Source organism: Nocardia yamanashiensis NBRC 100130 (assembly GCF_001613325.1).
Lineage (GTDB): Bacteria > Actinomycetota > Actinomycetes > Mycobacteriales > Mycobacteriaceae > Nocardia > Nocardia yamanashiensis.
In genome coordinates this window covers 379,098-405,616 of record NZ_BDCD01000011.1, presented here as the reverse complement: position 1 = coordinate 405,616, position 26,519 = coordinate 379,098, and the positions used below count along the sequence as shown (strand labels likewise).

24 protein-coding genes are annotated in these 26,519 nt (G+C 69.1%); 5 read left to right on the top strand and 19 right to left on the bottom strand.

Features of this window, described 5'->3' with window-relative positions; all coding sequences use genetic code 11:
* Positions 1–17: 17 nt before the first annotated feature.
* The 6 genes from NY1_RS12495 to NY1_RS12470 form a co-directional block, all read right to left on the bottom strand.
* Positions 18–1,118 (bottom strand): amidohydrolase family protein, encoded by a 1,101-nt coding sequence (locus tag NY1_RS12495; protein WP_067711324.1) that lies wholly within the window; start codon positions 1,116–1,118, stop codon positions 18–20.
* A gap of 126 nt (positions 1,119–1,244) precedes the next feature.
* On the bottom strand, positions 1,245–2,219 hold the full coding sequence (locus tag NY1_RS12490) for a BMP family ABC transporter substrate-binding protein (RefSeq protein ID WP_067711322.1): 975 nt from the start codon (positions 2,217–2,219) through the stop codon (positions 1,245–1,247).
* Positions 2,220–2,250: 31 nt separating this feature from the next.
* Positions 2,251–3,222, bottom strand: coding sequence for an ornithine cyclodeaminase family protein (locus NY1_RS12485; RefSeq protein WP_067711321.1), 972 nt, complete (start codon positions 3,220–3,222; stop codon positions 2,251–2,253).
* Positions 3,223–3,314: 92 nt separating this feature from the next.
* Complete coding sequence (locus NY1_RS12480) at positions 3,315–4,235, bottom strand: ABC transporter permease (RefSeq protein ID WP_067711319.1); 921 nt, start codon at positions 4,233–4,235, stop codon at positions 3,315–3,317.
* Positions 4,232–5,260: an ABC transporter permease gene (locus NY1_RS12475; protein WP_067711317.1), complete on the bottom strand. Its 1,029-nt coding sequence runs from the start codon at positions 5,258–5,260 to the stop codon at positions 4,232–4,234. Before NY1_RS12475 ends, NY1_RS12480 begins: the two co-directional genes overlap by 4 nt.
* A 140-nt stretch (positions 5,261–5,400) precedes the next feature.
* On the bottom strand, positions 5,401–7,017 hold the full coding sequence (locus NY1_RS12470) for an ABC transporter ATP-binding protein (protein ID WP_067711315.1): 1,617 nt from the start codon (positions 7,015–7,017) through the stop codon (positions 5,401–5,403).
* A 115-nt stretch (positions 7,018–7,132) separates the two neighbouring features.
* Between NY1_RS12470 and NY1_RS12465 the strand changes: the two genes are divergently transcribed.
* On the top strand, positions 7,133–7,867 hold the full coding sequence (locus NY1_RS12465) for a GntR family transcriptional regulator (protein WP_233434301.1): 735 nt from the start codon (positions 7,133–7,135) through the stop codon (positions 7,865–7,867).
* Between the two features lie 6 nt (positions 7,868–7,873).
* On the opposite strand, the gene NY1_RS12460 is transcribed toward NY1_RS12465, so the two are convergent.
* The gene (locus NY1_RS12460) at positions 7,874–8,800 is read right to left on the bottom strand and encodes a LysR family transcriptional regulator (RefSeq protein WP_067711313.1); all 927 of its coding nucleotides are present in this window, start codon (positions 8,798–8,800) and stop codon (positions 7,874–7,876) included.
* 73 nt (positions 8,801–8,873) lie between these two features.
* Between NY1_RS12460 and NY1_RS42790 the strand changes: the two genes are divergently transcribed.
* A complete protein-coding gene (locus NY1_RS42790; RefSeq protein ID WP_067711311.1) occupies positions 8,874–9,077 on the top strand; it encodes a hypothetical protein in 204 nt (67 codons plus the stop codon).
* A gap of 8 nt (positions 9,078–9,085) precedes the next feature.
* Here NY1_RS42790 and NY1_RS12450 read toward each other — a convergent pair whose 3' ends face one another.
* The 7 genes from NY1_RS12450 to ftsY all read right to left on the bottom strand — a co-directional run bounded on the left by NY1_RS12450 (position 9,086) and on the right by ftsY (position 18,182).
* Positions 9,086–9,661, bottom strand: a complete 576-nt coding sequence (locus NY1_RS12450; protein ID WP_067711309.1) for a hypothetical protein — start codon at positions 9,659–9,661, stop codon at positions 9,086–9,088.
* 111 nt (positions 9,662–9,772) lie between these two features.
* A complete protein-coding gene (ffh, locus tag NY1_RS12445; RefSeq protein WP_067711307.1) occupies positions 9,773–11,341 on the bottom strand; it encodes a signal recognition particle protein in 1,569 nt (522 codons plus the stop codon).
* A gap of 99 nt (positions 11,342–11,440) precedes the next feature.
* A complete protein-coding gene (locus NY1_RS12440; RefSeq protein WP_233037272.1) occupies positions 11,441–11,752 on the bottom strand; it encodes a hypothetical protein in 312 nt (103 codons plus the stop codon).
* Positions 11,753–11,943: 191 nt separating this feature from the next.
* Complete coding sequence (locus tag NY1_RS12435) at positions 11,944–14,412, bottom strand: [protein-PII] uridylyltransferase (protein ID WP_174567177.1); 2,469 nt, start codon at positions 14,410–14,412, stop codon at positions 11,944–11,946.
* A gap of 257 nt (positions 14,413–14,669) precedes the next feature.
* Complete coding sequence (locus NY1_RS12430) at positions 14,670–15,008, bottom strand: P-II family nitrogen regulator (protein WP_067711303.1); 339 nt, start codon at positions 15,006–15,008, stop codon at positions 14,670–14,672.
* Between the two features lie 3 nt (positions 15,009–15,011).
* Positions 15,012–16,316: an ammonium transporter gene (locus NY1_RS12425; RefSeq protein WP_174567181.1), complete on the bottom strand. Its 1,305-nt coding sequence runs from the start codon at positions 16,314–16,316 to the stop codon at positions 15,012–15,014.
* 264 nt (positions 16,317–16,580) lie between these two features.
* Entirely contained in the window at positions 16,581–18,182 is a 1,602-nt protein-coding gene (gene ftsY / locus NY1_RS12420) for a signal recognition particle-docking protein FtsY (RefSeq protein ID WP_439956008.1), read from the bottom strand.
* 208 nt (positions 18,183–18,390) lie between these two features.
* Here ftsY and NY1_RS12415 point away from each other — a divergent pair, with 208 nt between their 5' ends.
* A complete protein-coding gene (locus NY1_RS12415) occupies positions 18,391–18,780 on the top strand; it encodes a DUF2237 family protein (protein WP_067711299.1) in 390 nt (129 codons plus the stop codon).
* A 384-nt stretch (positions 18,781–19,164) separates the two neighbouring features.
* On the opposite strand, the gene NY1_RS12410 is transcribed toward NY1_RS12415, so the two are convergent.
* A complete protein-coding gene (locus NY1_RS12410; protein WP_067711577.1) occupies positions 19,165–20,277 on the bottom strand; it encodes an FAD-dependent monooxygenase in 1,113 nt (370 codons plus the stop codon).
* Between the two features lie 103 nt (positions 20,278–20,380).
* Between NY1_RS12410 and NY1_RS12405 the strand changes: the two genes are divergently transcribed.
* The gene (locus NY1_RS12405; protein ID WP_067711297.1) at positions 20,381–20,980 is read left to right on the top strand and encodes a TetR/AcrR family transcriptional regulator; all 600 of its coding nucleotides are present in this window, start codon (positions 20,381–20,383) and stop codon (positions 20,978–20,980) included.
* A 130-nt stretch (positions 20,981–21,110) separates the two neighbouring features.
* Here NY1_RS12405 and NY1_RS12400 read toward each other — a convergent pair whose 3' ends face one another.
* The 3 genes from NY1_RS12400 to NY1_RS12390 all read right to left on the bottom strand — a co-directional run bounded on the left by NY1_RS12400 (position 21,111) and on the right by NY1_RS12390 (position 23,868).
* A complete protein-coding gene (locus tag NY1_RS12400) occupies positions 21,111–21,524 on the bottom strand; it encodes a hypothetical protein (RefSeq protein ID WP_067711295.1) in 414 nt (137 codons plus the stop codon).
* 120 nt (positions 21,525–21,644) lie between these two features.
* Complete coding sequence (locus NY1_RS12395) at positions 21,645–22,988, bottom strand: hypothetical protein (RefSeq protein WP_067711294.1); 1,344 nt, start codon at positions 22,986–22,988, stop codon at positions 21,645–21,647.
* Between the two features lie 67 nt (positions 22,989–23,055).
* On the bottom strand, positions 23,056–23,868 hold the full coding sequence (locus tag NY1_RS12390; protein WP_067711292.1) for a TetR/AcrR family transcriptional regulator: 813 nt from the start codon (positions 23,866–23,868) through the stop codon (positions 23,056–23,058).
* Positions 23,869–24,321: 453 nt separating this feature from the next.
* Between NY1_RS12390 and NY1_RS12385 the strand changes: the two genes are divergently transcribed.
* The gene (locus NY1_RS12385; protein WP_067711290.1) at positions 24,322–25,221 is read left to right on the top strand and encodes an NmrA family NAD(P)-binding protein; all 900 of its coding nucleotides are present in this window, start codon (positions 24,322–24,324) and stop codon (positions 25,219–25,221) included.
* A gap of 35 nt (positions 25,222–25,256) precedes the next feature.
* Here the strand turns inward: NY1_RS12385 and NY1_RS12380 are convergent, their stop codons facing one another.
* Positions 25,257–26,480, bottom strand: coding sequence for an FAD-dependent monooxygenase (locus tag NY1_RS12380; protein ID WP_067711288.1), 1,224 nt, complete (start codon positions 26,478–26,480; stop codon positions 25,257–25,259).
* Between the last annotated feature and the right edge of the window lie 39 nt (positions 26,481–26,519).

Here is a 26,519-nt window from a genome sequence, read left to right as displayed (position 1 = left end):
GCCCGCGGGCTCCCGATTCATCGGTGGCCGGTCACCGGATCCCGGCGGTCGTAGACGCGGCCGCGCAGCACCACCCAGGCGGGGGCGGCGAGGGTGGCCAGGTCCAGGCGTGGATCCTGCTGGTAGACCACGAAATCCGCGCGGGCGCCGGGTTCGATGCCGGGGCGGCCGAGCCAGGAGCGGGCATTCCAGGCCGAGGCGCCGAGGGCATCGTGGGCCGACAGGCCGGCTCCGGCCAGGGCGGCGATCTCGTCGGCGATGCGGCCGTGCGGGATGGAGCCGCCGGCGTCGGTGCCGGTGTAGATGGGGATTCCGGCGGCGTGCGCCTTGGCCACGGTCTCGCGGGAGCGGCGGTGCAGGTCGCGCATATGGGCGGCGTAGACAGGGAATTTGCCTGCGCCGTCGGCGATTCCGGGGAAGGTGTCGATATTGATCAGGGTCGGCACCAGGGCGGCGCCGGTGCGGGCCATCAGTTCGATGGTGTCGTCGGTGAGCCCGGTCCCGTGCTCGATGCAGTCGATGCCCGCGCCGAGCAGGCCGTAGAGGGCGTCCTCGCCGAAGACGTGGGCGGTCACCCGGGCGCCTTCGCGATGCGCCGCGTCGATGGCTTCCTTCAGCACGGCGTCGGACCACAGCGGGGCCAGGTCGCCGGCCGACCGGTCGATCCAATCGCCGACGATCTTGACCCAGCCGTCGCCGCGCCGCGCCTGCTCCGCCACGATCTCCGGCAGATCGCGTTCATCGTCGAGTTCGATGCCGAGTTCCCGGATGTAGCGGCGCGGCCGCGCGATGTGCCGGCCCGCGCGAATGATCTCCGGCAGCTCGTCGCGCTCGTCGATGAACCGCGTGTCGATGGGCGATCCGGCGTCACGCAGCAGCAGTGCGCCCGCGTCTCGCTCCGTCTCGGCCTGGGCGACCGCGCCGTCCCGATCCTCGTGTCCCCCACCGTATTTGATGCCGACGTGGCAGTGCGCGTCCACCAATCCCGGCACGATCCATCCCGAGGCGTGCACGGTCTCCGCATTCGCGACGGGTTCGAAGGAGATCACCCCGTCGCGCACCCACAGATCCCGCACCTCGTCCCCGGGCAGCACCACCCCGCGGAAATGCAGACGCATGACCGGCCTCCTCGCCACGTACGCCGTCGCCTCGTTCCCTACAAAGCTACTGCGCCGCCCGCCACAAGATCAGCCATGCGGGTGCGGAATCGGTGCGAGCCGGGCGCTCGCACCGACCCGACGCGATCAGCTGATCTTGATAGTCCCGGCGGCCAGATCCTGCTTCACCTTGGCCATCGCGGCGGTGACCTGCGCGTCCGCGCCGCAGAGCACGATATCGGTGGCGCCGGTGCTGGAGGCGATGCCGAAACGCACCTGCTCGGCCTTGAAGGTGTTGTCCAGCACCGCGTTCACGGCGTACTCGAGTTCCGCGCCGGTATCGCTCTTGACGTATCCGGTGAATCCGGCCTCGGAGCCGCACGCCTTCACCAGCGGGCCGCCGACCAGCGCCGCCCCGCCCTCCTTCGCGGCCTGCGCCAGCCCCTGCCGGCCCAGATTGAGCTGCTGACCGAAGACGTCCGCGCCCGCACCGACATCGGCCTGCGCGGCCTGCTTGGCCTTGGCGACATCGTTGAAATCGCCGACATAGACGGGCGCGAGCACGGAGATGTCGGCGCGAATGTGCTTGGCGCCCTGCTCGAACGCCCGCGCGGTCTTGACGATGGCGGGCAGTTCCATACCGCCCACGAAGCCGATCTTGCCGGACTTGGAGGTGAGCGCCGCGTACGCGCCCGCCAGGAAGCCGCCGTCGGCCTGGACCGGGTCGTAGTAGGCGAGATTGGCGGGCGGGACCGCGTCGGCCGGGCCGCCGACCTCCACGAACTTCACGTTCGGGAAGGCCTGCGCGACCTGTTTGACGGCGGAATCGGTCTGACCGCCGAAGGACACCACCAGGGTCGAGGTGGAGGCCAGGCGGGTCAGCACCTGCTGGTAGTCGGCGGCCGCCACCTGTTCGACCTTGGTCAGCGCCACCTTGTCGGCGAGCGATTTCTCGATGCGCTGGTAGCCCTCGTACCCGGACTGCATGAATCCGTCGTCCGACAGCGAGCCCGGGAAGAGCACGCCGACCTTCAATTTCGTTCCGGCGTCGTCGTTTCCGGCGCTACAGGCGGCGGTGGCGCCGACCGCCAGGGTCAGCAGGGCGAGGGCGATCTTCTTCATTTTCTTTCCTTCAACGGGGTGGGGCGAAAGGTCAAGCGGCGAGGTCGATTTCGGTGCCGATGCCGCGGCGGCGCGCGGTATCGATCAGCAGGCGGGCGGCGGCCAGATCCTGCAGGCCGATGCCGAGGGAGTTGTAGAGGGTGATCTGATCGGGTTCCGTGCGACCGGATTTCGCGCCGATCAGCACCTCACCGAGTTCGTCGCTGACGTGGTCGAGGCCGAAGACGCCCTCGCGCAAGGGGATCAGCGCATCGCCGGATTCGTGCAGGGTGGACAGGCGGCTGTCCACGATCACGCGGGCGCGGCGCATACCCTCGCTGTCGATCTCGCGATGGTCGGGGCGGGGCGGGGCGCCGACGGCGTTCACGTGCAGGCCCGGACGGAACCAGTCGCCGCGCACCACCGGATCGCGGGACGGGGTGAGGGTGCACAGTACGTCGGCGGTGCGCACGACTTCCTCAGGGGTGGAAGCGATCTCGGCGTCGATGTCGGCGGCGAATCCCTTGGCGGTGGCGTCGGTACGGCTCCAGACCACGATCCGCTCGAACGGCAGCACCGGCCGCAACGCCTCCACGTGCGCCCGGGCCAGTGCGCCCGCGCCGATCAATCCCAAGACCCGGCTCTCCGGCCGCGCCAGTGCCGCCGTCGCCACCGCCGTCGCGGCGGCAGTCCGGAACCGGGTCACCGCGCCGCCGTCCAGCACTGCCTCGCACGACCCGTCCGCGGTCGCGACGGTCAGGATCGCCGAACGCTGCACCGGCAGACCGCGCTCCCGGTTCCCCGGCACATCCGCCAGCAGCTTCACCGCCGCCAGCCCGGCCGGGCCCGATGCCGCCGCCATCGCCAGGAACGCCGAATCCGATCCCGGCAGCCGCATGACCGGCGGTGTCGGCGCGACCGCGGCGCCCCGCGCCAGGTCGGCGTGCGCGGTGCGCACCGCGGCGGTCACCTCCGGCAGCGTGATCATGCTCAGCACATCGGAGCGGGTCAGGATGAGGGTCAACGGACACCGGCCTTTCGGATCGGATCGGGAGGGACGACGCTCGGCGCGCCGGAGGAATCAGCGCTGCGTGATGTGGAAGGCGCTCAGTCGCATCAGGTTCTGGCTTCGCGCTGGAACGGGCGGGTGAGGGCGGTGGGGGCGCGGCTCGCGCCGACCAGGCCGCTGACCGCGAGGACTGCCAGCAGGTAGGGGGACATGACCAGGACGGCGGTGGGCAGGTGCAGGCCCAGGGCGGGGGCGGCGAATTGCAGGGCTTGGGCCAGGCCGAAGAACAGGCAGGCCAGCATGGTGAGCCAGGCGCGCCAGCGACCGGCGATGACGGCGACCACGGCGAGGTATCCGGCTCCGGCGGTGAGGTTGTCGGTGAAGGCGTGCACGTCGGCGAGGGCCAGGTGGGCGCCGGCCAGGCCGCTGGTGACGCCGGTGATCAGGATGGCGGTGTAGCGGAAAGCGTTGACCGGCAAGCCGGATCGGTCGGCTGTCGCGGCGTCCTCGCCGATCGCGGTGACGGCGATGCCGAGGCCGCTGCGGTGGGAGAAGAGGAAGGCGAGCAAGGCGGCCGCCGCGATGCCCAGGTAGCCGAGTGCGGTGAGATCGAAGAACGCGCGGCCGATGATCGGGATCCGGTGCAGCAGTGGGATTTCGATGCGGTCGAAGCCGGGGACGGTGCGGCCGTCGGTGAAGTACAGGCGTGCCGCATAGGTCGTCGCGCCGAGCGCGAGGGCGTTCGCGGCGATGCCGGTCACGATCTGATCGGCGCGCAGGGTCACGCTCAGGACGGCTTGCAGCAGCGCGACCAGCAGGCCCGCCACCACCGCGCACACCACGCCCGCGAGCGGGGAACCGCTCTCCCGCGCCCCCACCGCGCCGGCGAGAGCGCCGGTCAGCATCATGGCTTCGACGCTGAGGTTCAGCACCCCGGCGCGTTCGCTCACCAGCTCGCCCGCCGAAGCCAGCAGCAGTGGAATCGCCAGCCGCACACCGCCGTCGACCAATTCGCTCGCCGCGCTCATCGCCGGGCTCCCTTCCGCAGGATCGCCGCGCCGGCGACGAGAATGATCAGCACGCTCTGCACCACCTGCACCGACGACGCCGGAACCGCCGCCGCCAGTTGCAGATTGATGCCCGCCGAGGCCAGCAGCCCGAAGGCCAGCGCGATACCGGCGACCGCCGTGAGCGAGCCGCGCGCCAGCAGGCCGACCACCAGCCCGGCGAATCCGTAACCGGAAGTGAAGCCCTCGGTCAGGATGTAGGGCGCGGTAGCGACCAGGCCCGCACCCGCGACCCCGGCCAGCCCGCCCGCCACGGCGAGCGCGCCGAAGCGCAGGCGATCCACACGCACGCCGAGCCGCGCCGCGGCCGCTTCGGACAGCCCGACCGCACGCAGCCGGACGCCGATCACGGTGCGCCGCAAGACGATCGCGGTGACGACCACGGCGACCAGCGCCACCCCGATCGCGATGGTGGCGGGTGATCCGGTCATACCCAGCAGCGGCAGCCGCGCACTCGCCGCCAGCGGTTCGGACTGCGGCAGCGTCTCGATCGAGGTCACCGGCTGCCGCAGCAACCCGGCCTCATGAACCACCAGCGTCACCAGTCCCAACCCGACGAAGTTCAGCAGCAACGTGGTGATGACCTCGCTGGTACCGCGCCGCACCCGCAGCCAAGCGGCGATACCCGCCCACACCGCCCCGGCCGCGAACCCCGCCACCAGAATCAGCGAAACCCCGAGCCCCACAGGCATTCCGGCGGGAATGTTTACCCCCACCGCCGTAGCCGCGATCCCCCCGAGACCGAGTTGCCCCTCCGCCCCCACATTCACGAGCCCGGCCCGATGCGCGATGGTGAACCCGGTCGCGATGAGCGCCAGCACGGCCGTCGCGTTCAACGCGGTCCCGAACGCGTACGGCGTCCCGAACATGCCGTCCCACAACGCTTTCGCCGCCGCGGCCGGTGACGCGCCGCCGCCGATCACCAACAGCAGCCCGATCAACGCGGCAGCCGCTATCGCACCGCCATACACCGCGACCTCGCGCACTCCCCCGGTCGCGAGACTATTTCCGCCACGGCGGGTCACGACGGACGATTGCCCATGACACGGCAGCGTGTTACGGCGCGGACCGACAGGCAAGCGCTCGTCTTCCGAATTTCCTGTGCGGGAATGGTTTTCGAGGAGGTTCATGAGCTGGTTCCGAGCATGAGGTGGGCGATGCGCTCGCGGGCACGAGGATCGGTGGGGTCGACGGGGCCGAGCAGGCGGCCGCGGTAGGCGACGAGGATCCGGTCGCAGAGGGTCAGGAGTTCGGGGAGTTCGTGGGAGACGACGAGGACCGCGGCACCAGACGCTGCGGCCTCGCGCAGGCGGGTGAGAACGACGTCCACCGCACCCAAGTCCAGGCCACGGGTGGGCTGTGCGGCGAGCAGGCAGCGCAGGGGGTCCAGCGCCAATTCACGGGCAATGACGACCTTTTGCTGATTGCCACCGGACAAGGTGCTCATGAGAGCGCCCGGCGACGAGGTCTTGATGCCGTGCTGGGCGATCATGGCGGCGGCGGTCGAGGTGACGGCACGACGGTCGAGCAGGCCCCGGCGGCGGAAGTCAGGGAGACGGGCCAAGCAGAGGTTGTCGGCGACGCTCATGGCCGGAATGCAGCCTTCGTGGTGACGGTCCTCCGGGATGACGCCGAGCCCGTGCGCAGTGCGGACGGCCGGGTTGGCGTGCGTCAGGTCGGCGTCGCCGAGCTGGAAAGTCCCGGCGGCAGGACGCAACGCACCACTGAGAGCGGCGATAAGCTCGCTCTGCCCATTGCCTTCCACACCCGCGATACCGGTAATCTCCCCCGGCCGCAGCGTCAGATCGATGCCGTCGAGCGCGGGGACGCCGTCGCCGCGGACAAACCGCAAACCGGAAACCCGCACGATCGGCGCAACATCCGTGAAGTCGCGCGCGGTCCGCGCCACCGAATCCCCGGTCACCAGAGCCGAATCCAGGTCCGCAAGCTCGCGGCCCACCATGAGCTCGACCAGTTCGTCACGACTAAGCACAGGTGAACCCGAGAAGCCTGCACCCCGGCCATCATCTTCAGCGGTCTCGGCGCACGGGCCGCCCGCCCTGGGGGCACTGGCGCGCAGCGGACCGGAGCCGGCTACGCGGCCGCCGCGGAGGACGGTGGCGGTGTCGCCGGCGCGTTCGATTTCGCCGAGTTTGTGGGTTACGAGGACTACGGCGCAGCCGGAGTCGGCGATGCGGCGGCAGGTGTGGAGGAGGGCGTTTACTTCGGTGGGGCCGAGGACGGCGGTGGGTTCGTCCAGGAGCATCAGTTTTGGTTGGCGGAGGAGGCATTTCACGATTTCGACGGTTTGGCGCTCGCCTACCGAGAGGTTTCCGGCCGGGGTGTCGAGGTCGATGCGGAGGCCGAATTCGTCGGCGATGGCGGCTACCCGGGTGGCGAGTGCGCTGCGGGCCGGGCGCAGGCGTACACCCTCGGCGAGCAGCAGGTTGTCGGCGACCGTCAGGGTCGGGACCAGGCTGAAGTGCTGGTGCACCATGGCGATTCCGCGGCGCAGGGCGTCGGCGGGGCGGCGCGGGCGGTATGACGCACCGAACAGGCGCATCGCGCCGGTGTCGAAACCCACGCTGCCGTAGACGATGTTGCACAGGGTGGATTTCCCGGCGCCGTTCTCGCCGAGCACGCAATGCACTTCGCCGCGCCGCACGGTCAGTTCGATCTCCGAAAGTGCCCGTACCGCACCGAAACTCTTGCCGACTCCGGTCAGCTCGAGAGCTGTCTCCACAACCAACCTCCAGTTAGTGGTATACCGCTAACTGTCGGCCGGGTCCGTGGCGGACAGGTTCCGGCTATGTTTCGGTCCGGAAAACCCCTGGCGCGGCCCGATACTGTGGATTCCCGTGACCGCCCCCGGATCCCTGCGCAACCGCGCCTACGAGACCATCAAGCAACGCATCGTCGGTGTCGAGCTACGTCCCGGCCAGCGTCTGGTGGAGCGGGATCTGGCCGCCGAGCTGGAGGTTTCCCGTATTCCGCTGCGCGAGGCGCTGCGCATGCTGGCCGCCGAACGGCTGGTGCTGCTGGTGCCGGGCAAGGGCGCACTGGTCGCCCCGTTCACCCCCGCCGACGTCCGCGATCTCTTCGACGTCCGCGAGGCCCTGGAACCGCTCGCCGCCCGCCTGGCCGCCGCCAAGGTCAGCGCCGACACCCTTCCCCTCTTGCGCACCAGCCTGGAAACCGCCCGCGCCGCCACCGCTTCCGGCGATCGGCAGCGCATCGCCGCCGCCAATGCCGCGTTTCACACCGCCATCGTCGAACTCGCCGGCAATCCGCTGCTCACCGCGCAGATGCGCCCCCTGGACGCCCTCACCGAATGGCTCTTCCACCTGACCGCCGCCCGCGACGCCGACGAGCAGCGCTCCGAGCACGAGGCCATGTACGACCTCATCGCCTCCGGCCGGTCCGAGGACGCGGCGGCCAGCGCCCTGGATCACGTCGTCGCCGGACGCGAAATGAGCATCGCCCTCGCCGAAACCTGGTCCACCGGCGATCTCGATCCGGAGGCCATCGCCAAGGGCAGGCGACGGCGGCGTCCCGAAACCCCTTCCCCGACAGTCCATTCGGCCACCGAATAGGCCGGATCATTCACCCAGCACGGTGATATCGGCGCGTTCGCGGCACACTTCGCGAATGGCGCGCAGTCCCGCGGCGATCACCGGATGGCCGCCCGACCCACGCCGCACCACGGTCAGATGGCGGCGCACCGGCACGTGGTCCCCGTGCAGCGGTACCCGCACGACCGCGAAATCCGCTGGGAGATAGGCCAGCCGGGAGATCAGGCTGACTCCGAACCCGTGCGCGACCATGGCGGCCACGCCGATGAAATCCACCGACCGGCCGGTTATGCGGGGCGTGAATCCGGCGGCGGCGCACGCGGCCGTCACCACCCGGTGGTGGGTGATCCGCTCCGGACCGCTGATCCACCCCTCCAGCGACGCATCGGCGAGCGTCACACCGGCCCGGCTCGCCAGTGGATGACCGGCCGGGACGAGCAGATCCTGCGGTTCGTCCAGCAGCGGAAGTTGCTCGAACCGCACATCATCGGGCGACGGCGACCCGGGCGCGGGCAGCACCACGCCGATATCGCTGTCCCCCGCGAGCAGCAGATCGAAACAGTGACGGCTCTCGTCCTCCACGAGTTCCACCGTGAGCAGCGGATTCCCATCGCGCAGCCGCGCGGCGGCGGACACCACCAGGGCGGCCAGCGCCGTCGGCATGGCGCTGATCCGCAAGGTCCCGGCCATCCCCGCCCGATAGCCGGCGAGCTCGGCCCGCGCCCGTTCCGATTGCGCGGCCAGCAGATCCGCGTGCCGGAGCAGCGCGTGCGCGGCCGCGGTCAGCCGCACCCGCCGCCCGACCGGAATCAGCAACTCGACATCGAGTTCCTGGGCCAGCCCGCGCAATTGCTGCGAGACCGTCGACGGCGTCAGATGCAGCACCCCGGCCGCCGCCGTCACGGTCCCGTACTCGCGGAGTACCCGCAGCGTCTGCAAACGCGGATCGATCATGTGGAGATTCCGAACGATTCTCTCCGGGATTATTCGATGGACCCAGCCTAGCCGTCCGGCGAAGACTACGAATATGCCCGGAACCCAACCCCTTTGCCCGAACTGCGGCTGGCCCGCCGACGAACCGTTCGAGACGCTCTCCCGCCACCGCACCTCGGAGGGCACGGTCATCTACCACCGCTGCGCCTGCGGCGCCATCCGAATCCGATTGACCCCGAACAGGTTCCAGGGCGACGCCGGCGACCTCTCGGCGGCGACGCGGAAACCGCGCGGGTGAACCGGCGCTCAGGAGCCCGGATCGGATTCCGGTGCGGCGGGCGGCTCGCTGCGGCGGACGAGGCGCAGGGTGGCCGCGCCGACCCGGTCGATCTCGTTCTGCTGCCGCCGCTTCCGCGCTTCGGTCCGCACCAGCGCGGCCTCGCTGCGATCGAGGCGGGCGGCGCTGGCGACCAGGGCCTCGCGCGCGCGGGCGATCGCTTCCTGTGAGCGCTGCCCGGTCGTCGGAACGACGACACCGGCCACCCGGGCCTGGTGGTCCAGCCGCTGTTCCCGGTCGTTCAGTTGCAGCTCGCGGTCGTCGGCATCGGCCTCGCGGCGATCGGCCGCCCGTTCCCGGGTACTCGCGGCGATATCGCGGTTGTCGGCGATCCGCTCGCGCGCGTCGGCCTCGGCCTCGCGCAGATCGGCCAGTTCCTCGCGGGCGTCGGCATCGGACGCGCGCAGCTCGAACCGTACTTCCCGTTCGTCGGCCGCGGCCTCGCGCAGCGCCAGCGCCGTCTCACGCCGCCCCAGCTCGTCGATCCGGCGCGCGAACCGGCCTCGGGGTCCCCCGTCGTGATCTTCCGACCGCTCGGCATCCATAGTTCATGATTGCACTCCGCGCCGGTGCCGGGCCACGCTCGCAGCCGGGGGCAGAGCGCTGCCGAAGCGAACGGGGCGGCCCGTCGTACGGACCGCCCCGGTTCGAATCGCCTACTGCTTGGGGAACTTCAGCTTCGACAGGTCGAAACCTTCCAGCCCCGGCGGGAGTTCGTTGAGACCCGCGGGCAGATTCGAGATATCGGGCATACCGGCCGGCATACCGCCGGGGAGCCCGGGCATCCCCGGGAAACCGCCGCGCATCTTCGGCGGGGTCGGCCCGCGCCCGCCCTTCTTGCCCTTCTTGCCTTTGCCCTTGCCCTTGTTGGCGCGCGCGCCAGGCATGCCGAACTGGCGGCTCATCATGCCCATCATCTTCTTGGCTTCGAAGAAGCGGTCGACAAGCTGATTGACGTCGGTGACGCTGACGCCGGAGCCATTGGCGATGCGCAGGCGGCGGGAAGCGTTGATGATCTTGGGGTTATCGCGCTCGGCGGGCGTCATACCGCGGATGATGGCCTGCACCCGGTCCAGCTGCTTGTCGTCGACCTGGGCCAGCACGTCCTTCATCTGGCCCGCGCCCGGCAGCATGCCGAGCAGATTGCCGATGGGACCCATCTTGCGAATCGCCAGCATCTGCTCGAGGAAGTCCTCGAGGGTGAGCTCGCCGGAGCCGATCTTGCGGGCGGCTTCCTCGGCCTGCTTGGCGTCGTAGACCTGCTCGGCCTGCTCGATCAGGGTGAGCAGATCGCCCATGCCGAGGATGCGCGAGGCCATGCGGTCGGGATGGAAGACGTCGAAGTCTTCCAGCTTCTCGCCGGTGGACGCGAAAAGGATGGGCTGGCCGGTGATCTCACGCACCGACAGCGCCGCGCCACCGCGGGCATCGCCGTCGAGCTTGGTGAGCACGACGCCGGTGAAGCCGACGCCGTCGCGGAACGCCTCGGCGGTGGAGACCGCGTCCTGGCCGATCATGGCGTCGAGGACGAACAGGGTCTCGTCGGGGTTGACGGCATCGCGGATGCCCGCGGCCTGCGCCATCAGTTCGGCGTCGATGCCCAAGCGGCCGGCGGTGTCGACGATGACCACGTCGTACTGCTTCTGCTTGGCCTCTTCGATACCGGCGCGCGCCACATCGACCGGATCGGACGCGGAGATGCCGAGCGGATTGTCGCCGCCGCCGATGGAAGTGCCGGGGTGCGGGGCGAAAACGGGCACGCCCGCACGCTCACCGACCACCTGCAGCTGGGTGACCGCGCCGGGACGCTGCAGGTCACATGCGACGAGCAGCGGCGTATGCCCTTGCCCCTTCAGCCATTTCGCGAGCTTGCCCGCGAGCGTGGTCTTACCGGCGCCCTGCAGACCGGCCAGCATGATGACGGTCGGCGGGTTCTTGGCGTACTGCAGCCGCCGCGTCTCGCCACCGAGAATCGTGACCAGCTCGTCGTTGACGATCTTGACGACCTGCTGCGCCGGATTCAGCGCCTGGGAGACCTCGGCGCCCTTGGCGCGGTCCTTGACGCGGGCGATGAAACTGCGCACCACGGGCAGCGCCACGTCGGCTTCGAGCAGGGCGAGCCGGATCTCACGGGCGGTGGCATCGATATCCGCCGGTGACAGGCGTCCCTTCCCGCGCAGATCCTTGAGGGCACCGGCCAACCGGTCGGAAAGGGATTCGAACACCGATGCTCCTACATCTCGAGGGACGTCACTCGAGATACCAGGGTAGTGGGCCGCGCGAGTCGATGGCACGCCGACCACCGTCACCTGCGGCCGAGCGGTTCATTCCAGGCGGGGACCGGGCCGGGCGGCGGGCCGGCGCAGATCGTGCTGTTCGGTCTGCACCATCCAGACGGCTTCGCGTGCGGTGAGCCCGAGTTCGAGGGCGAGACCGTCCAATACGGCCCATTCGACATCGGTCGGCGGCGCGCCCGCGACGGTCGAGGCGATGGTCATGGCGGTCACCGCCTGCTGACCCGACAGGGTGCGGCCCGGCAGCCAGGACACCACCCACCGGTCGCCGCCGACGCAGCGGGCGATGTGCTGAGTCAGATCGCTCGTCATCATGGACGCGGATACGACTTCGATTGCCACCGACTGCTCCCCTCATGCTCGCGACCACTCTTATTTTTCGGGCCGTTGCAGGCCCAATCGCGAATACTAGGGTGTGATGCCAATCACTTGACCGGTATTTCAGCAAATTGCTCGCAACGATCGGATTAACTGGCAAACACATGGTTTGCCAGTTAATCCAGCTTCATGGCGACCGGTCAGAAAACCGTGGTCTAACCGATTTCTGTGTCCGATTCGGGCGTTTTCTTCGGTTGTTGCGGAGGCACCACCGCGAGCACCGCCGCCGCGATTTCGGCTCGCCTTTCCGGCGTGTCGGCGGCCCCGAGATCGAGGCAGAAAGTGTCCATGACGGCCGTGCCCAAGGTGACGACTTTCGCCCAGCACACATTCGCGCCGGATTCGGCGAGCGCGGCGGCCAGCCGGGACAGCAAACCGATCCGGTCCTCGGCGCGCAATTCCAGCAGCACCCGGCCGGGTTCGCTGGTCTCGGACCAGAGCACCCGCGGCTGCGCCCGCGCGTACGGACTGGGCTGAGCGCCGCCCTGTTCGCGTTCCTTGCGCGCCAGCACCGAGACCAGATCCAGATCGCCATTGATGGCCCGGATCAATTCCTGCCGCAGCAACCCCGGATCGGGCGGATTTCCGAAGCGCGGCGCGACCACGAAGGTATCGATGGCCGAGTCCCCGACACTCGCCAGATCCGCGGAAAGCACGCGCAGCGAATGCAGCGCGAGCACACCGGCCGCATCGGAAAGCAGGCCCGGATTGTCCGGCGCGACAATGGTGACCACGTGGTTGTAACGCCCCTCCCCGGGTTTCAACTCCACGTGCACGCCGCCGTTTTCCGCCCGCTCGCGTAATTCGTCCGGAATCGGTTCGGGTTCGGGCAATTCGTCACCGGCCATGGTGATCCGGCAGCGCCGCACCAGATCTCCGATGAGCGAGGCTTTCCAGTCGTTCCAGACGCCGGGCCCGGTGGCCAGGGAATCGGCTTCGGCGAGCGCGTGCAGCAGATCCAGCAATTGCGCGTCGCCGTCCAGGGCCTCGACCACCATTTTCACGGTGTCGTTATCGGTGATGTCGCGGCGGGTGGCGGTATCGGGCAGCAGCAGATGCTGGCGCACCATCGTGGACAGGGTCTGCACGTCCGAGGGCCACAGCCCGAGCCGGCGCCCGATGGACACCGCGAGTTCCGCGCCCACCACGCTGTGATCCTCGGTGCGCCCCTTGCCGATATCGTGCAGCAGCGCGCCCAGCAGCAGCAGATCCGGGCGGGCGACCCGGGTGGACAGCGCGCTGGCCTGCGCCACGGTCTCCATGAGATGGCGGTCCACGGTCCAGGTGTGCATGGCGTCGCGCGGCGGAAGATCGCGCACCACACCCCATTCCGGGAACAGCCGCCCCCACAGCCCGGTGCGATCCAGGGCTTCGATGGCGTCGATGGTGCCGCGGCCCGCGCCCAGCAGGACCAGCAGGTCGTTGAGGGCGTCCTTGGGCCACGGCTCGCGTAGTTCCGGCGCGTCCTCCGAGAGCCGGTTCAAAGTCGTTGCCGACATGGGCAATCCGGTCTGCGCCGAGGCCGCGGCCACCCGCAGGATCAAGCCCGGGTCGCGCTGCGGGCGGGCATCCCTCGCGAGCACCACCTCGCCGGCATGTTCGACCACCCCCTCATCGAGTGGTCGCCGTACCGGCATGCGGCGCAAGCGCGCGAGCCCGCGCCGCGGCAGCGCGTTGGCGGCGGTCCGCAGACCGACGTCGGTGGAGTAGCTGACCGTGCGCGCCGCATCGCTGAGCGTGCGCGCCAGGTCGAACCGATCTCCCAGGCGCAGGGCCGCCCCGATCTCGTCGGCGTCCTGCGCGCGCAACTGATCGCGGGCCCGGCCCGCGACCCGATGCAATTCGGTGCGCACGTCCAGCAGGCGGCGATGCGCCAGCTTCAGCCCGCCGCCGGGCACATCCGGACCGAGCCCCGGCATGGCGTCGGTCAGTTGTGCGATGGCGAGGGCATCCAGCAGCTGGATGTCGCGCAGTCCGCCGCGCCCGTTCTTGAGATCGGGCTCGGCGCGGTGGGCGACGTCTCCGCTACGCCGCCACCGGGTTTCGGTCTGCGCGATGAGCGCGTCGAACCGGGAGCGGATCCCGGTCCGCCAGTCCCGCCGCACCCCGGAGACGAGGAGATTGCTCAGTCCCTCGTCGCCGACGATGTGCCGGGCCTCGAGCATGCCCAGCGCGGCGGTCAGATCGTCCGCGGCGACGCGCAGCGCCTGGGGCACCGTGCGCACGCTGTGGTCGAGCTTGATGTGGGCGTCCCACAGCGGATACCAGAGCTGATCGGCGACCTCGGCGACCCGTTTCGGATCGACGTCGTCGTAGAGCAGCACCAGATCCAGATCGGAGTAGGGCAGCATCTCCCGGCGGCCCAGACCGCCGACCGCCACGATGGCCAGGCCGCTGTCGGCGGTGATGCCGACCTCGTGTCCCTTGGTGGTGAGCCACAATTCGTAGAGATCCACCATGGCCTGGCGTAGCGCCTCGGTGTCGAGCCGGGCGCCGCGGCCGTTGCCGCCGATCCCGCCCGCTTCCTCGAGCAGCTGGTTGCGGGCCCGGATCAGATCCGAAGCTCCGTTGGAGACTTTCGCGCCGTTGGCGACTTTGTCGTCGCGTTCTTGCTGGAAACCCACAACCCACCTCTGTGTTTGATTTGCCCTCCGCTTCGCTCCGGGCGGGTTCGCGGCCTCTATGTCCCGTTCTTCCCTCCCTCCGCTCCTCCGCTTCGCTCCCCCGCTCCACTCAGTCCAGAACGGGACGGCCGCGAACCTTTGGGGTTTCTCGAAACCGAGCGGCAAATGTATTTACTTGTCAGCGAGACTGCGACGGCCCCGCCCCATCCGGTTTTGCGTGTCCGGCGGGAGCGGGGCCGCCGCTCGATCGATCCTCTTTAGAGGGCGTCGGACCCACGTTCACCGGTGCGAACCCGGATGACGGCTTCGACCGGGGTGACCCAGACCTTGCCGTCGCCGATCTTGCCGGTGCGCGCGGCCTCGACGATCACCTCGACGACCTTCTCGACGGAGGCGTCGTCCACGACCACCTCGACCCGGACCTTCGGGACGAAGTCGACCGAGTACTCGGCGCCGCGGTAGACCTCGGTGTGGCCCTTCTGGCGTCCGTAACCCTGGACCTCGCTGACGGTCATGCCGAGCACGCCCGCCTGCTCCAGCCCGGACTTGACGTCCTCGAGCGTGAACGGTTTGACGATTGCAGTAACCAGTTTCATGCGTCATGCCTCCTTGACGGCGGCGGTGCGCGCCGCACCACCCACAGCAGCGAAATCGTATGCCGATTCCGCGTGCTCGGACTCGTCCATCCCCACGAACTCCGCTTCTTCGTCCGCGCGCAGCCCGATGGTGAACTTGATGGCGAGGGCGATGATCAGGGTCGCGATGCCCGAGAAGGCAAGTACCGCACCGGCTCCCACCGCCTGCTTGATCAGCTGATCGAAGCCGCCACCGTAGAACAGGCCCTTGACCGCCGCCGGGGCCTCCGGCGCGGCGACCAGGCCGACCATCAGGGTGCCCGCGATACCGCCGACGAGGTGCACGCCGACCACGTCGAGCGAATCGTCGAAGCCGAACTTGAACTTGAGGCCGACCGCCAGGGCGCACAGCACACCCGCGACCACGCCGATGGCCAGCGCGCCGACCACGTTCACCGAGGAGCAGGACGGGGTGATGGCGACCAGACCGGCCACGATGCCCGAGGCGGCGCCGAGGGAGGTGGCGTGTCCGTCGCGGATCTTCTCGACCAGCAGCCAGGCCAGCATGGCGGCGCCGGTGGCGATGGTGGTGGTGATGAAGGTGGCGCCCGCGATGCCGTTGGAGCCGACCGCGGAACCGGCGTTGAAGCCGTACCAGCCGAACCACAGCAGACCGGCGCCGAGCATCACGAACGGCAGGTTGTGCGGGCGCATCGGGGTGGTCGGCCAGCCCTTGCGCTTGCCGAGCACGATGGCCAGGACCAGGCCGGCGATACCGGCGTTGATGTGGACCGCGGTACCACCCGCGAAGTCGATGGCCTTGAGCTTGTTGGCGATCCAGCCGCCGTGCTCGCCGGTGATGCCGTCGAAGGCGAAGACCCAGTGCGCGACCGGGAAGTAGACCACGGTGACCCACACGGCCGCGAAGAGCAGCCAGGAGCCGAACTTCAGGCGGTCGGCGACCGCACCCGAGATGAGGGCGACCGTGATGATCGCGAACATGAGCTGGAAGGCCACGAAGACCGTGGCGGGAATGGTTCCGGCCAGCGGGATTTCGACCTTGACCGAAGCGTCGGCTGCGCTGGTCAGGTAGGTACCGCCGAACAGGTCCTTCAGTCCGAAGTACTGCGCGGGATCACCGAACAGGTTCGACTTGTCGTCGCCGAACGCCATGGAGAAGCCGTACAGCACCCAGATGACCGTGACCACGCCCATGGAGGCAATGCTCATCATGATCATGTTCAGCACGTTCTTCGAGCGGACCATGCCGCCGTAGAAGAATGCCAAACCCGGTGTCATCAAAAGCACGAGTGCTGAACTGGCCAGCATCCATGCGGTGTCTCCGGCGTCGGGTGCGCCGATTACGGGGAACGCCACCTCAATTTCCTCCTCATCTCGGGCTCCGCCTTACCGGCGATAACGAGCCTGCAATGAGGTTCCTCAGTCGGTGTTTCATCCGTGAGCCTGCGGCGTTTCACCTAGGTGAACGGATGAGATTGCACTGTTGCAGTCACGTTTCCGAACCCGCACCGATGTTTCGTCCATGTTGTGAGGTAGATCTTGTTCACCCGTATTCAAGCAGGTGAGAGGCGATTATCCGAGGAGGGCGTCGACGAACGCGCCGGGCTCGAACGGAGCTAGATCATCCGCGCCCTCGCCCAAACCGACCAGTTTTACGGGAACGCCGAGCTGCTCCTGGACCTGAAACACGATGCCGCCCTTGGCGGTACCGTCCAGCTTCGTCAGAGCAACACCGGTGATATCGACGACGTCCGCGAATACCTTGGCCTGCATCAGACCGTTCTGTCCAACCGTGGCGTCCAGCACCAGGATGACCTCGTCGACCGGAGCCTTCTTCTCCACCACGCGCTTCACCTTGCCGAGCTCGTCCATCAGGCCGGTCTTGGTGTGCAGGCGGCCGGCGGTGTCCACCAGCACCACGTCCACGCCGCGATCGATGCCGGCGCTCACCGCGTCGAACGCGACGGCGGCCGGATCCGCGCCTTCCTTGCCGCGCACGGTCTCCGCGCCGACCCGCTCGCCCCAGGTCTGCAGCTGATCGGCGGCCGCGGCACGGAAAGTGTCGGCGGCGCCGAGCAGCACGCGGCGGCCGTCGGCGACCAGCACGCGCGCCAATTTGCCGGTGGTGGTGGTCTTTCCGGTGCCGTTCACCCCGACAACCAGGGTCACCGACGGGCGGTCCTGATGCGGGAGCACGCGGATGGAGCGGTCCAGTTCGGGGCGCAGGGCCTCGATCAGCACGTCGCGCAGGACTTCTCGCGCCTCCGCGGCGGTGCGGACGCTGCGGGCGGCCATCTCCTCGCGCAGGCGCTCGACCACGGCGGCGGTGGAGGCGGTGCCGAGATCGGCCATGACGAGGGTGTCCTCGATCTCCTCCCACGAGTCCTCGTCCAGATCGCCACCGCCGAGCAGGCCCAGCAGGGACTTGCCGACGGCGTTCTGGGAACGGGACAGGCGGCCGCGCAGACGGGTCAGGCGGCCGGTGGTGGGGTCGATCTCGGGAACCACCGGGGCGGGGGCGACCTCGGCCGGAGCTGCGGTCTCGGCCGGAGCCGGAGCGGCCTCGGCGGGCGCGATGGTGGCCGCGGCCGCGGATTCCTCGGCGGACGGCACGGTTTCGGCGGGCGCGGGTTCGGCGGGCGCGACCGGGGCTTCCGGCGCGACGACCTCCTCGATCACGACCGCTTCGGCCACGACCTCCCCGGCCGGGGTCTCGACGACGACTTCCTCGACCGTGACTTCCTCGACCACGGGGGCCGGTGCGGCTTCGCCTGTGACTGCGGCCGCGTCCGCCTCGACCGGCGGGCGCTCGGGCCCGAGTTCCGGTTCGGGCAGGCGGACGTCGTGAATGCTGCGCTTGCCGGAGTCGCGCGGGACGGCCGCGTCGTCGCCGACGTGCGGCTGGCCCTCGTCGTCGGTGCGCTCGACGGGCACCGGCTCGGGCTTCGGCTTGGGTTTGGGCAGCGTGGCGGCCCCGCCGCCCTCGCTGAAGCTGAATCCCCCGCCCGCCGTATACCCGCCCGACCGGTCGGTGAGTTCCGGCTGCTCGGGAGCGGCCGGGGTGAGCGAGATACGGCGGCGCTTGTACAGGACGAATCCGGATACGAACGCCACCAGCAGCACCGCGGCGATCGCGGCGATGAGGATCCAAGCTTGTGCAGTCACGTGCCCCATCCTTTCAGAACCCTCCGAGTTGCCGGTTTCACACACCTACCGACGAGTTTCGGAGCAGTGTCGTCTAACACACATCGGGTACGCATAGGCTATGGACACGCCGGAGCAAGCCGACTCATTCGGGACAACGACCGACCGGTTTGCTCAACATCGCACCACAGTGCGGAAGGAGCGGCGAATGCGACACCGAGACAATAGGATCGGCGACGTGACCGATCGAAATGTGCTTGGGGGACCGCTGGAGGAGTGTGGCACCGATCCTCTCACCGGCTTCTACCGGGACGGATGCTGCAGCACCGGCCCCGAAGATCTTGGCAGCCACACCGTGTGCACCGTCGTCACGGCGGAATTCCTGGAGCATCAGAAGTCGATCGGCAATGACCTGATCACCCCGCGCCCGGAGAACAACTTCCCCGGCTTACAACCCGGCGACCGCTGGTGCGTGGTGGCCGTGCGCTGGCTGCACGCCCACGAGGACGGCGTGGCGGCACCCGTGGTGCTGGCCGCCACCCACGAGAACGCCCTCGAGGTGGTGCCCATGGAAACGCTGCGCAAGTACGCGGTCGACGTCCCGGACGACGTCAGCGACCTGCTGTAGACACACGCCACCCGGCGAAAACGGATCGCGAGCAACCGATGCGGTGGGGCATCGCACGCGATCGCAGGGGATGCGGAGCACCAGTACTGCTCACGAATCGGGCGTCAGCGTGCGCGGAAACGCCGTGCACGCGGCCGGAACGCACTGGATGCGGCCGAGTCACGCGCGCCCGATGCCGGCCACCGCCGATCATGCTGTCACGCAGGGCGATCGGCGAAGCAGCGGCCGAGACCATCAGCGGGAACGCGGTGCGGAAACCACGCGCGACGGGTTTTGCGAGTACGCACCGGCATTGTTCGCTGCGTCGGCGTGCGCCGAGCGGGTGGATTCCTCGACGAGGGCACTTCAACGAGGCCTGCAGGGTGGCGGGCCGCACCAAGCCGCTCACGAGCGCGACAGGACGCGGATCGCGGTGTCGCGCAGGGTGATCGCGAGGCGGGAGCCGGGGACGATGAGCAGGCCCGCGGTGCGGAAGCCGCGGACGGCTGGCTTTGCCAGGGCGCGTTGCCGCTGTTCGTAGCGTGCGAGGGCGCCGGCCGGGTCGCCGGGTGTGCTCGTGAGTTCCTCGGCGAGGGTGTGTGCGCCTGCGATGGCGAGGCTGGAGCCGTCGCCGAACAGGGACAGGCTGGAGCCGGCGTCGCCGAGGAGGGTGACGCGGCCTTTCGTCCAGTGCGGCAATGAGACTCGGCTGACGGCGTCGAAGTAGAGGTCTTCGGCGGCGCGGACCTGGTCCAGTAGCTCGCCGAATATTCCGGTGCGACCGTCGAAAGCGTCGAGGACCAGGGACTTGTGCTGGGCGGTGTCGCGGTAGTCGTAGTCCGGTACGGCGGGTGAGCGGAACATGAAGGCGGCGAGGGGTTTTCCGCCCGCCGGATGGACCGAGACAGACCGGCCGGGCTCGTTGTACATGACCACTTCGCGGTCGCCGCCGAAAATCCGGTCCACCGGCAGCGTGGCCACGTACATGCCCATGTGCCGCACGAAGTCCCGTTCGTCGCCGAAGACCAGGCGGCGCACCGCCGAATGCAGGCCGTCCGCGCCGATCACGTAGTCGAAGCGCTCCGGCGCGGCATGCTCGAAGGTGACATCCACGCCGGCTTCGTCCTGCGTGATACCGGAAATGCTGTCGCCCCAGTACATCCGGGCCCGCCCCTTGGCGGACTCGAGCAGGATGGCCGCCAGTTCGGCGCGCGCCAGCTCGACTTCGCCGCCCTCCCCGGCGCGCCCGCGCGTGGTGCGCATCGAGGCTTTGCGCCGTCCGGTGGCATCGACGAAGGTCAGCCGGTCTACATGGGTTGCCGCCGCGCGCAATTCGGGCATGATGCCCATCGCCTCGACGACCGGCAGCGCCGCGCCGCGCACGTCGATCGGGTTCCCGCTGGAGCGCTGCCCGGCGGCGCGTTCCACCACGGTCACGTCGAAACCGTTGCGCCCCAGCCAGTACGCCAGTGTCGAGCCCCCGATACCGGCTCCCGAAATCAATACCGATGCGTTCATGTCCATCACCTCGCGGCCTAAGTGGACGAATTTCGTCCGCTTAGGCCGATGCTACGCTAAGCGGAAGAATTTCGTCCACTTATTCTTTTCGGAGGTTTCGGAGGTGAGGAACACGGCCGAGCAGCTGCGCGCCGACGCCCGCGGCAATCGGGATCAGATCCTGCGCGCCGCCCTGGAGGTGTTCTGCGAACGCGGCACCCAGGTGCCGATGAAGGACATCGCCGACCGCGCGGGGGTGGGGGTCGGCACGCTGTATCGCCGCTTCCCCGACCGCGAATCGCTGATCATCGCGACCTCGCTCGCGCATCTGGAGATGGTGGCCGAACTGGTCGCCGCCGCCTGGCGGACCGAACCCACCGCGTGGGCGGCGCTGGGCCGCATCCTGCGGGAAGGCGCGCGGCTCCGGCTCGGCGCCCAGGCGACGGCCCTGGAACCCGCCACCCACCTGATGGTGCAGGCCGATCCCGTGGTGATCGAGCAGCGCGGTCAGCTGCTGGAACTGGTCGGCCGGATGATCGCGCAGGCGCAAGCCGACGGCGATCTGCGCGCCGACTTCGGCGTCCCGGATGTGGAGGCGCTGATGACCCTGGAGATCTTCGTCCGCAAGGCGGAGACCTACGAGCAGGCCGTGGATCGGGTGGTGAGCCTCGTGCTCGACGGCCTACGGCCGCCGCAAGGCCCGTCCGGCGGCGGGAGCGAGTAGTTCGCGGCGTCCGGCTCCGGCACCAGGGCGGCGAACTTGTTGTCCAGCAGCACGATCTGCGCCGTTCTATCCGCTCGAACGCCAGCAACGCCGCCCGGCTACGGTGCCGGGCGGCGTTGCTCCGAGCTGATCAGCGCTCGGTGCGCAGGGTCCAAATCTGCGCGGCGGCCATCGCGGCGGTGAAGGCGGCGATGAACAGGATGCCCGCGGTGCCGAGCGCGGTCGGGTGCAGCCAGCCCGCGGCGAGGGTCACCAGGCTGTCCACGGTCCAGAAGATATTGAGCCCCACGATGATCGCGGCCGGGCGGCGCGGGATCACCCGGCGGGTGGCGACCACCAGCACGCCGACGGCATAGGCGATGAAGAACACGCCGGTGGCGAGCAGCACCTCGAAGGACAGTCCGAGCGGTTCGTCCAGCACCGCGGCCAGGGCGGTGATGGCCACGCCGGACAGCAGGGTGGCGATGCCGTCGGCCTCGTAGGCCAGGCGCAGCGGGGTCATACCGGCGATGGTGCGGGCGGTGGAAGCGGTGGTGGCGGTCATCGGAATCGGTTCCTTCCTTCGGTGATTCGTGCTGCTCCGAAGGTGGCCCGGACGGCGCTGCCGACACCACGCCAAGTCCTGCCGATTACTGCCAACCGCTGGTCACAGCGTTTTCCCGAGTCAGGAACGCACGCTGTCGAGGCTCGAACGCAGTTGCGCGGCAATGAGCTTCGCTGCCGCGTTCTGCCAATTGTGCAGGGTCCGTTCGGGCACCTGATCGACGAACCAGGACAGCGCCTTGCGCGCCACCGGATCCAAGTCGGTGCGTTTGGTGCGGACGCTGTAGGGGCGGATGCCGGCCACGTAGTAGAAGTAGACCGAGTTGTAGTGCCGCCATTCCTCGCTGGTGCCGAAATCCGCTCCGGTGCGCGGTTTCAGGGCGGCGATGCTCTCGCTCAGCAGCGCCTTGAGTTCGGTGGCGCGGTCCAGCGGGCCGACCGGGGCGCGGTTCCGCAACCGGCTGTCGATGGCGGGCAGATCGACCAGCGGACTGGACACCAGCTTTCCCAGATCGGCGTAATGGCTGAGCGCGCGCCGGGTGAGCCGCGCGAATTCGTCCTCGCCGAGCGCCGCCAGCCCGCTGTCGATGTCCTTGCGCGGCAGCGCGTCCGCCGCCTCCCGTAGTTCGGTGCGCGCGTCGCGCAGTTCCGGAGCCGAGGCGAAGGCCAGCCGGTCCGCGCCGGCCTGGAGCGGCGCGTTCAGCACCTGTAATGCGATCGCCGCCCCGATGGCCCCGAAGAGCAAGGCCACCAGTGCGGTCCGCTCCCCCGTCAGCACGATGGCGACCGCCGCCTGCCCGCCGAACACCGCGGCGGTGGCCGCCGACACCAGCAGCGACCGCGTCATATCGGCTTGCAGCGCTTCGCCTTCGTCGAACGCGTCCAGCACCGCGATGCCGATGCCGAGCAGCACCAGATCGACCGCGACCCCGGACAGCATGGCGGTGCGCGGCAGCACATTGAAGCCGACCAGGATGAGCGCCGCGCTCAGCCCGAACATGAGCGCGCCGACGGTGAGCAGTCCGGCCACCGAGCGCCGGGCGTCGTCGGCCCATTCGGAATGCTGGCCGAGAATGGCGAGCAGGGAGCCGAGCAGCACCAGAATCATCAGTGTGCCCAGCAGATACGCGACCGGCATGAGCCCCGCCGCGGCCGGCATGGCCAGCGCCACGAACACCGGGATGAGCACCAGCCGCCACAGTCGATCCAGCCGGTCGGACCAGCGCTCGGGCAGCAATCGCAGCAGCACGCCGCTCCAGGCCAGCGCGGGCACACAGACCAGCACGATCCGCAATCCGTCGAACCATTCCGCATCCGCGGCCAGCGCGTCGGCGATCACCGCCACCGCATAAGCGAGCAAACCGGCTCCGGCCCTGCACAGCACCGGTTTCCGCGTATCTCGCGCCAGCAGATACAACCCGAGCCACCAAGCAACACCGAAAGCCACCGCCGAAACCCACACCACGGTGGGAGCCTAACGCCGCACCCCTGGAATTCCGTCACCCATCGCAGGTCACGAATTCATTTCCCTATCAGCAGTTTTCGATCACGGCCAGGGGAGAGTGGCGGCGGCGGTGGGCTTTCTGACGGCAGGCGGGCGAGCAATAGCGGGCCGGACGCCCGGCGCCGCCGGGGCGGAGCGGCGTCGCGCACACCGGGCAGTGGGCGGCGGGCGTAACGGAACCGCCCGCACTTTCGTTACGCGCCGCGACGGAACTTCCGTCTTTCGTCACGCGCGTCCCGGCCGGCTCGGCGCGCAGCGCGTCCAGCACCAACTGCGCCCCGCGCGCCAGCCCCGCAGCGTTCGGCCGCAGCCGTTGAATCACAACGCATCCGGTGAACAGCTCCAGCACATCGGCGACGTCGATATCCGCCCGCACGGCCCCCTGGCCCTGCGCCGCCACCAGCAACGCCGTCAAGGCCCGATGGAACCGCTCCCCCGCTTCGCGCATCAATTCCCGTGGCCAGCCGTCTTTTTCGAGGATGTCGCACAGCCCTTGATTACGCGGCGTCGACATCACCACCTCCGTGCAGAACGCGAAGAACGCCACCCCCGCGTCCGGCGCACCCCCGAACCCGACCGCCAGCGCGGTCAGCCGATCCAGCCGCTGCTGCATCACCGCTTCCAAAAGCGCCGTCTTACTCGGGAAATGCCGATGCACCGTCCCCGCACCGACCCCCGCTCGCCGCGCGATCTCCGCCAGCGAAACCCCCGTCCCCTCCTCCGCCAGCGCCCGCTGCGCCGCCGCCAGCACCAGCGCCCGATTCCGCCGCGCATCCACCCGCTCCGCCGCACCGGCCCGCCCCGCCGCCCCGGCACCAGAACCGAACGCGGCCTTGGACATTCGCACCTCACCAGATGTGTTCTCCGACAGTCGGCCGGCAGCACGCGACACATCCGACACCCGGCGTTCAGCGGCATCCTGCATCCGGCGTTCAGCGGCGGCACGCGACGCGGCCGGTACTCGGCGTTCAGTGGCAGCCCGCGCCGACATCGCTGCTGGTGAGCTGGTGACGGGAGTCAATATCGTCGCCGTCGGCAGGTCGGTCTCGGACCGCTCGGGCGAGGCATCCGTGACGGGCCCGGGTGCACGACGTGACGGGCGGCCGGTTCGGAGTGCGCGGCTCGACGGCAGCGCGGCTGCGGCATCGCCCGGGGCGGGTGGGGTGGATCGCATTGCGCGCGAGCTCGTTTCGTTACGGCGTTCGTTTCCGGTGGTGGCGACCCGGATGGTGGGCGGCATAGCGTCCGGATACGGGTCGACCGACCCGAATACTACCGAAGAGACGGAGCGAGCATGTCTGCTCAGAGTGATCTGGTGCTGGTGACCGGAGCTACCGGCAAGCAGGGCGGGGCGACTGCCCGGCAGTTGCTGGCCGCCGGGCGGCCGGTGCGGGCGCTGGTGCGCGATCCGGAATCCGCTGCCGCGCAGGAGCTCCGCGCGGCCGGGGCGGAATTGGCCGTCGGGGACTTCGACGACGCGGCGTCGCTGGAAGCCGCGCTCACCGGTGTGGCCGCACTGTTCCTGGTGCCGCCCGTCGAATACCGCGCCGCCGGCTGGAATACGGATACCGAAGCCGAGCGCGGCGAACGCACCGTCGCCGTCGCGCGGGCGGCGGGTGTGCGGCAGATCGTCTTCACCGGCGTTGCCTCGTTCGAGCAACAGGGCGAATGGGGTTCGCAGGGCAAGCGCCGCATCGAAGAGGCGGTCCGGGCCAGCGGATTGCAGTGGACGATTCTGCGACCGGTCCGATTCATGGAGAACTATCTCCTGGACGGTTCACCGGTGGACGGTATCCGCGCGGGCGGCGTGCACTTCCACATCTTCCCGGCGGATCGCCCGTTGCAGGTGATCGCCATCGACGACATCGCCGCCATCGCGGTGCTGGCGTTCGACGATCCGGCTCGATTCCACGGCCGCACTCTGGAACTGGCCGGCGACGACCGGACTCCCGCCGACGCCGCGGCCGCGATCAGCGCGGTCACCGGCCACGACATCCGCTACCGGGAAGCGACCGAAGCGGAGGCGGAAGCGCTGGGTGGGCAGATCGGCACCATTTGGCGACTGACTCGCGCCGGGGAGGGCTGGCACGCGAATATCGCGGAAGTGCGCGAAATCCTCCCGAGTTTGCGCACGCTAGACGACTGGCTGGCGGAGTCGGGAGCGGCGCGAATCAAGGCGGTGCTGGAGGCATAGCGAGCAGTGGAGTTTTGCTCCACTTTCAGCTCCTTTCAATCAGTTTTCCGACGAAAGGGGGTCGAAAGTGGAGCAAAACTCTGATCACCGGGCGGCTTACGTACCGCTAGCAGGCGTTCCACAGCCGCCAGGCGCTCCACTATCGGGAGGCGGGCAATGATGTTGCGCACCGACATTCCCAGGCGGGTCTTCGGCACCATAAGGCGCAAATTGGGGCCGATCCGATGTTTGCGGGCGACGAGGGGGCGGTGCGACCGCTCGTAGCGGAGGAAGGCACTGGCGAAATCGCCTGCGGCCGCCGCCAATTCGGCAGCCAGGCGGTAGGCGCCGACTATCGCCAGCTCGGCGCCGGCCCCGGAGACGGGTGAAGCGCAGTAGGCGGCGTCGCCGACCAGGACGATGCGCCCCTTCGACCAGGCGTCCATACGCACCTGGGCGAGAGCATCGAAGTACAGTTCGGGATCGTCGAGCGCACCGGCGAGCAATTCCTTCACCTGCCAACCGCTTTCCACACCGAAATGCTCTTGCAGCAGCTGACGCGCCGATTCGCGATCACGATGGTCGTACTCGCGCTCGGGACTGCGGAACATGAAGTACGCCTTGGCTTGCGGATGTGCACCGGAGCGGTAGATGCCCGCCATACTGCCCGGCTGCGGATTGTGCATGGTCACCCAGCGGTCGGGTCCGAGTGCCGCGTCCGCATTGCCGAATGCGAAGTAATGCCCTAAGAAGTGGACGAATTCGTTCTCGGGGCCGAAGGCGAGCCGCCGGACCGACGAGTGCAGTCCTTCGGCTCCGACGACGAGGTCGAACCGCTCGGGCGGGCTGTTCTCGAACGTCACGGTGACGCCGTCGGCATCCTGCCCGAGCGCGGTAATGGAGTCGCCGAAGCGGAATTCGACTGCGGCGGAGGTGGCTTCATGGAGGAGCCGCACCAGGTCGCCGCGCATGATCTCGACTTCGGTGCTGTCGTACTTGTCGCGCACGGCTTGCATATCGATACGGGCGAGTTCGGCGTCCGTGTTGTCCACGAACCGCATGCCCGCGACATCGGTTGCGGCCGCGCGGATCTCGCTCAGCAACCCCATCCGTTCCACGATGTCGACGGCTTCGTCCCGAATGTCAACACCCTGCCCGCCGGTGCGGATGCTCGCCGCGCGTTCGACGACGGTGGGCCGGAATCCGTCGCGGGCCAGCCAGTACGCCAGGGTCAGTCCGGCGATACCCGCTCCGGCGACGAGAATCCGTTCGTTCTTCATGACCACTCCCCATGTGTCTCATAATTTCTGACCATTGGT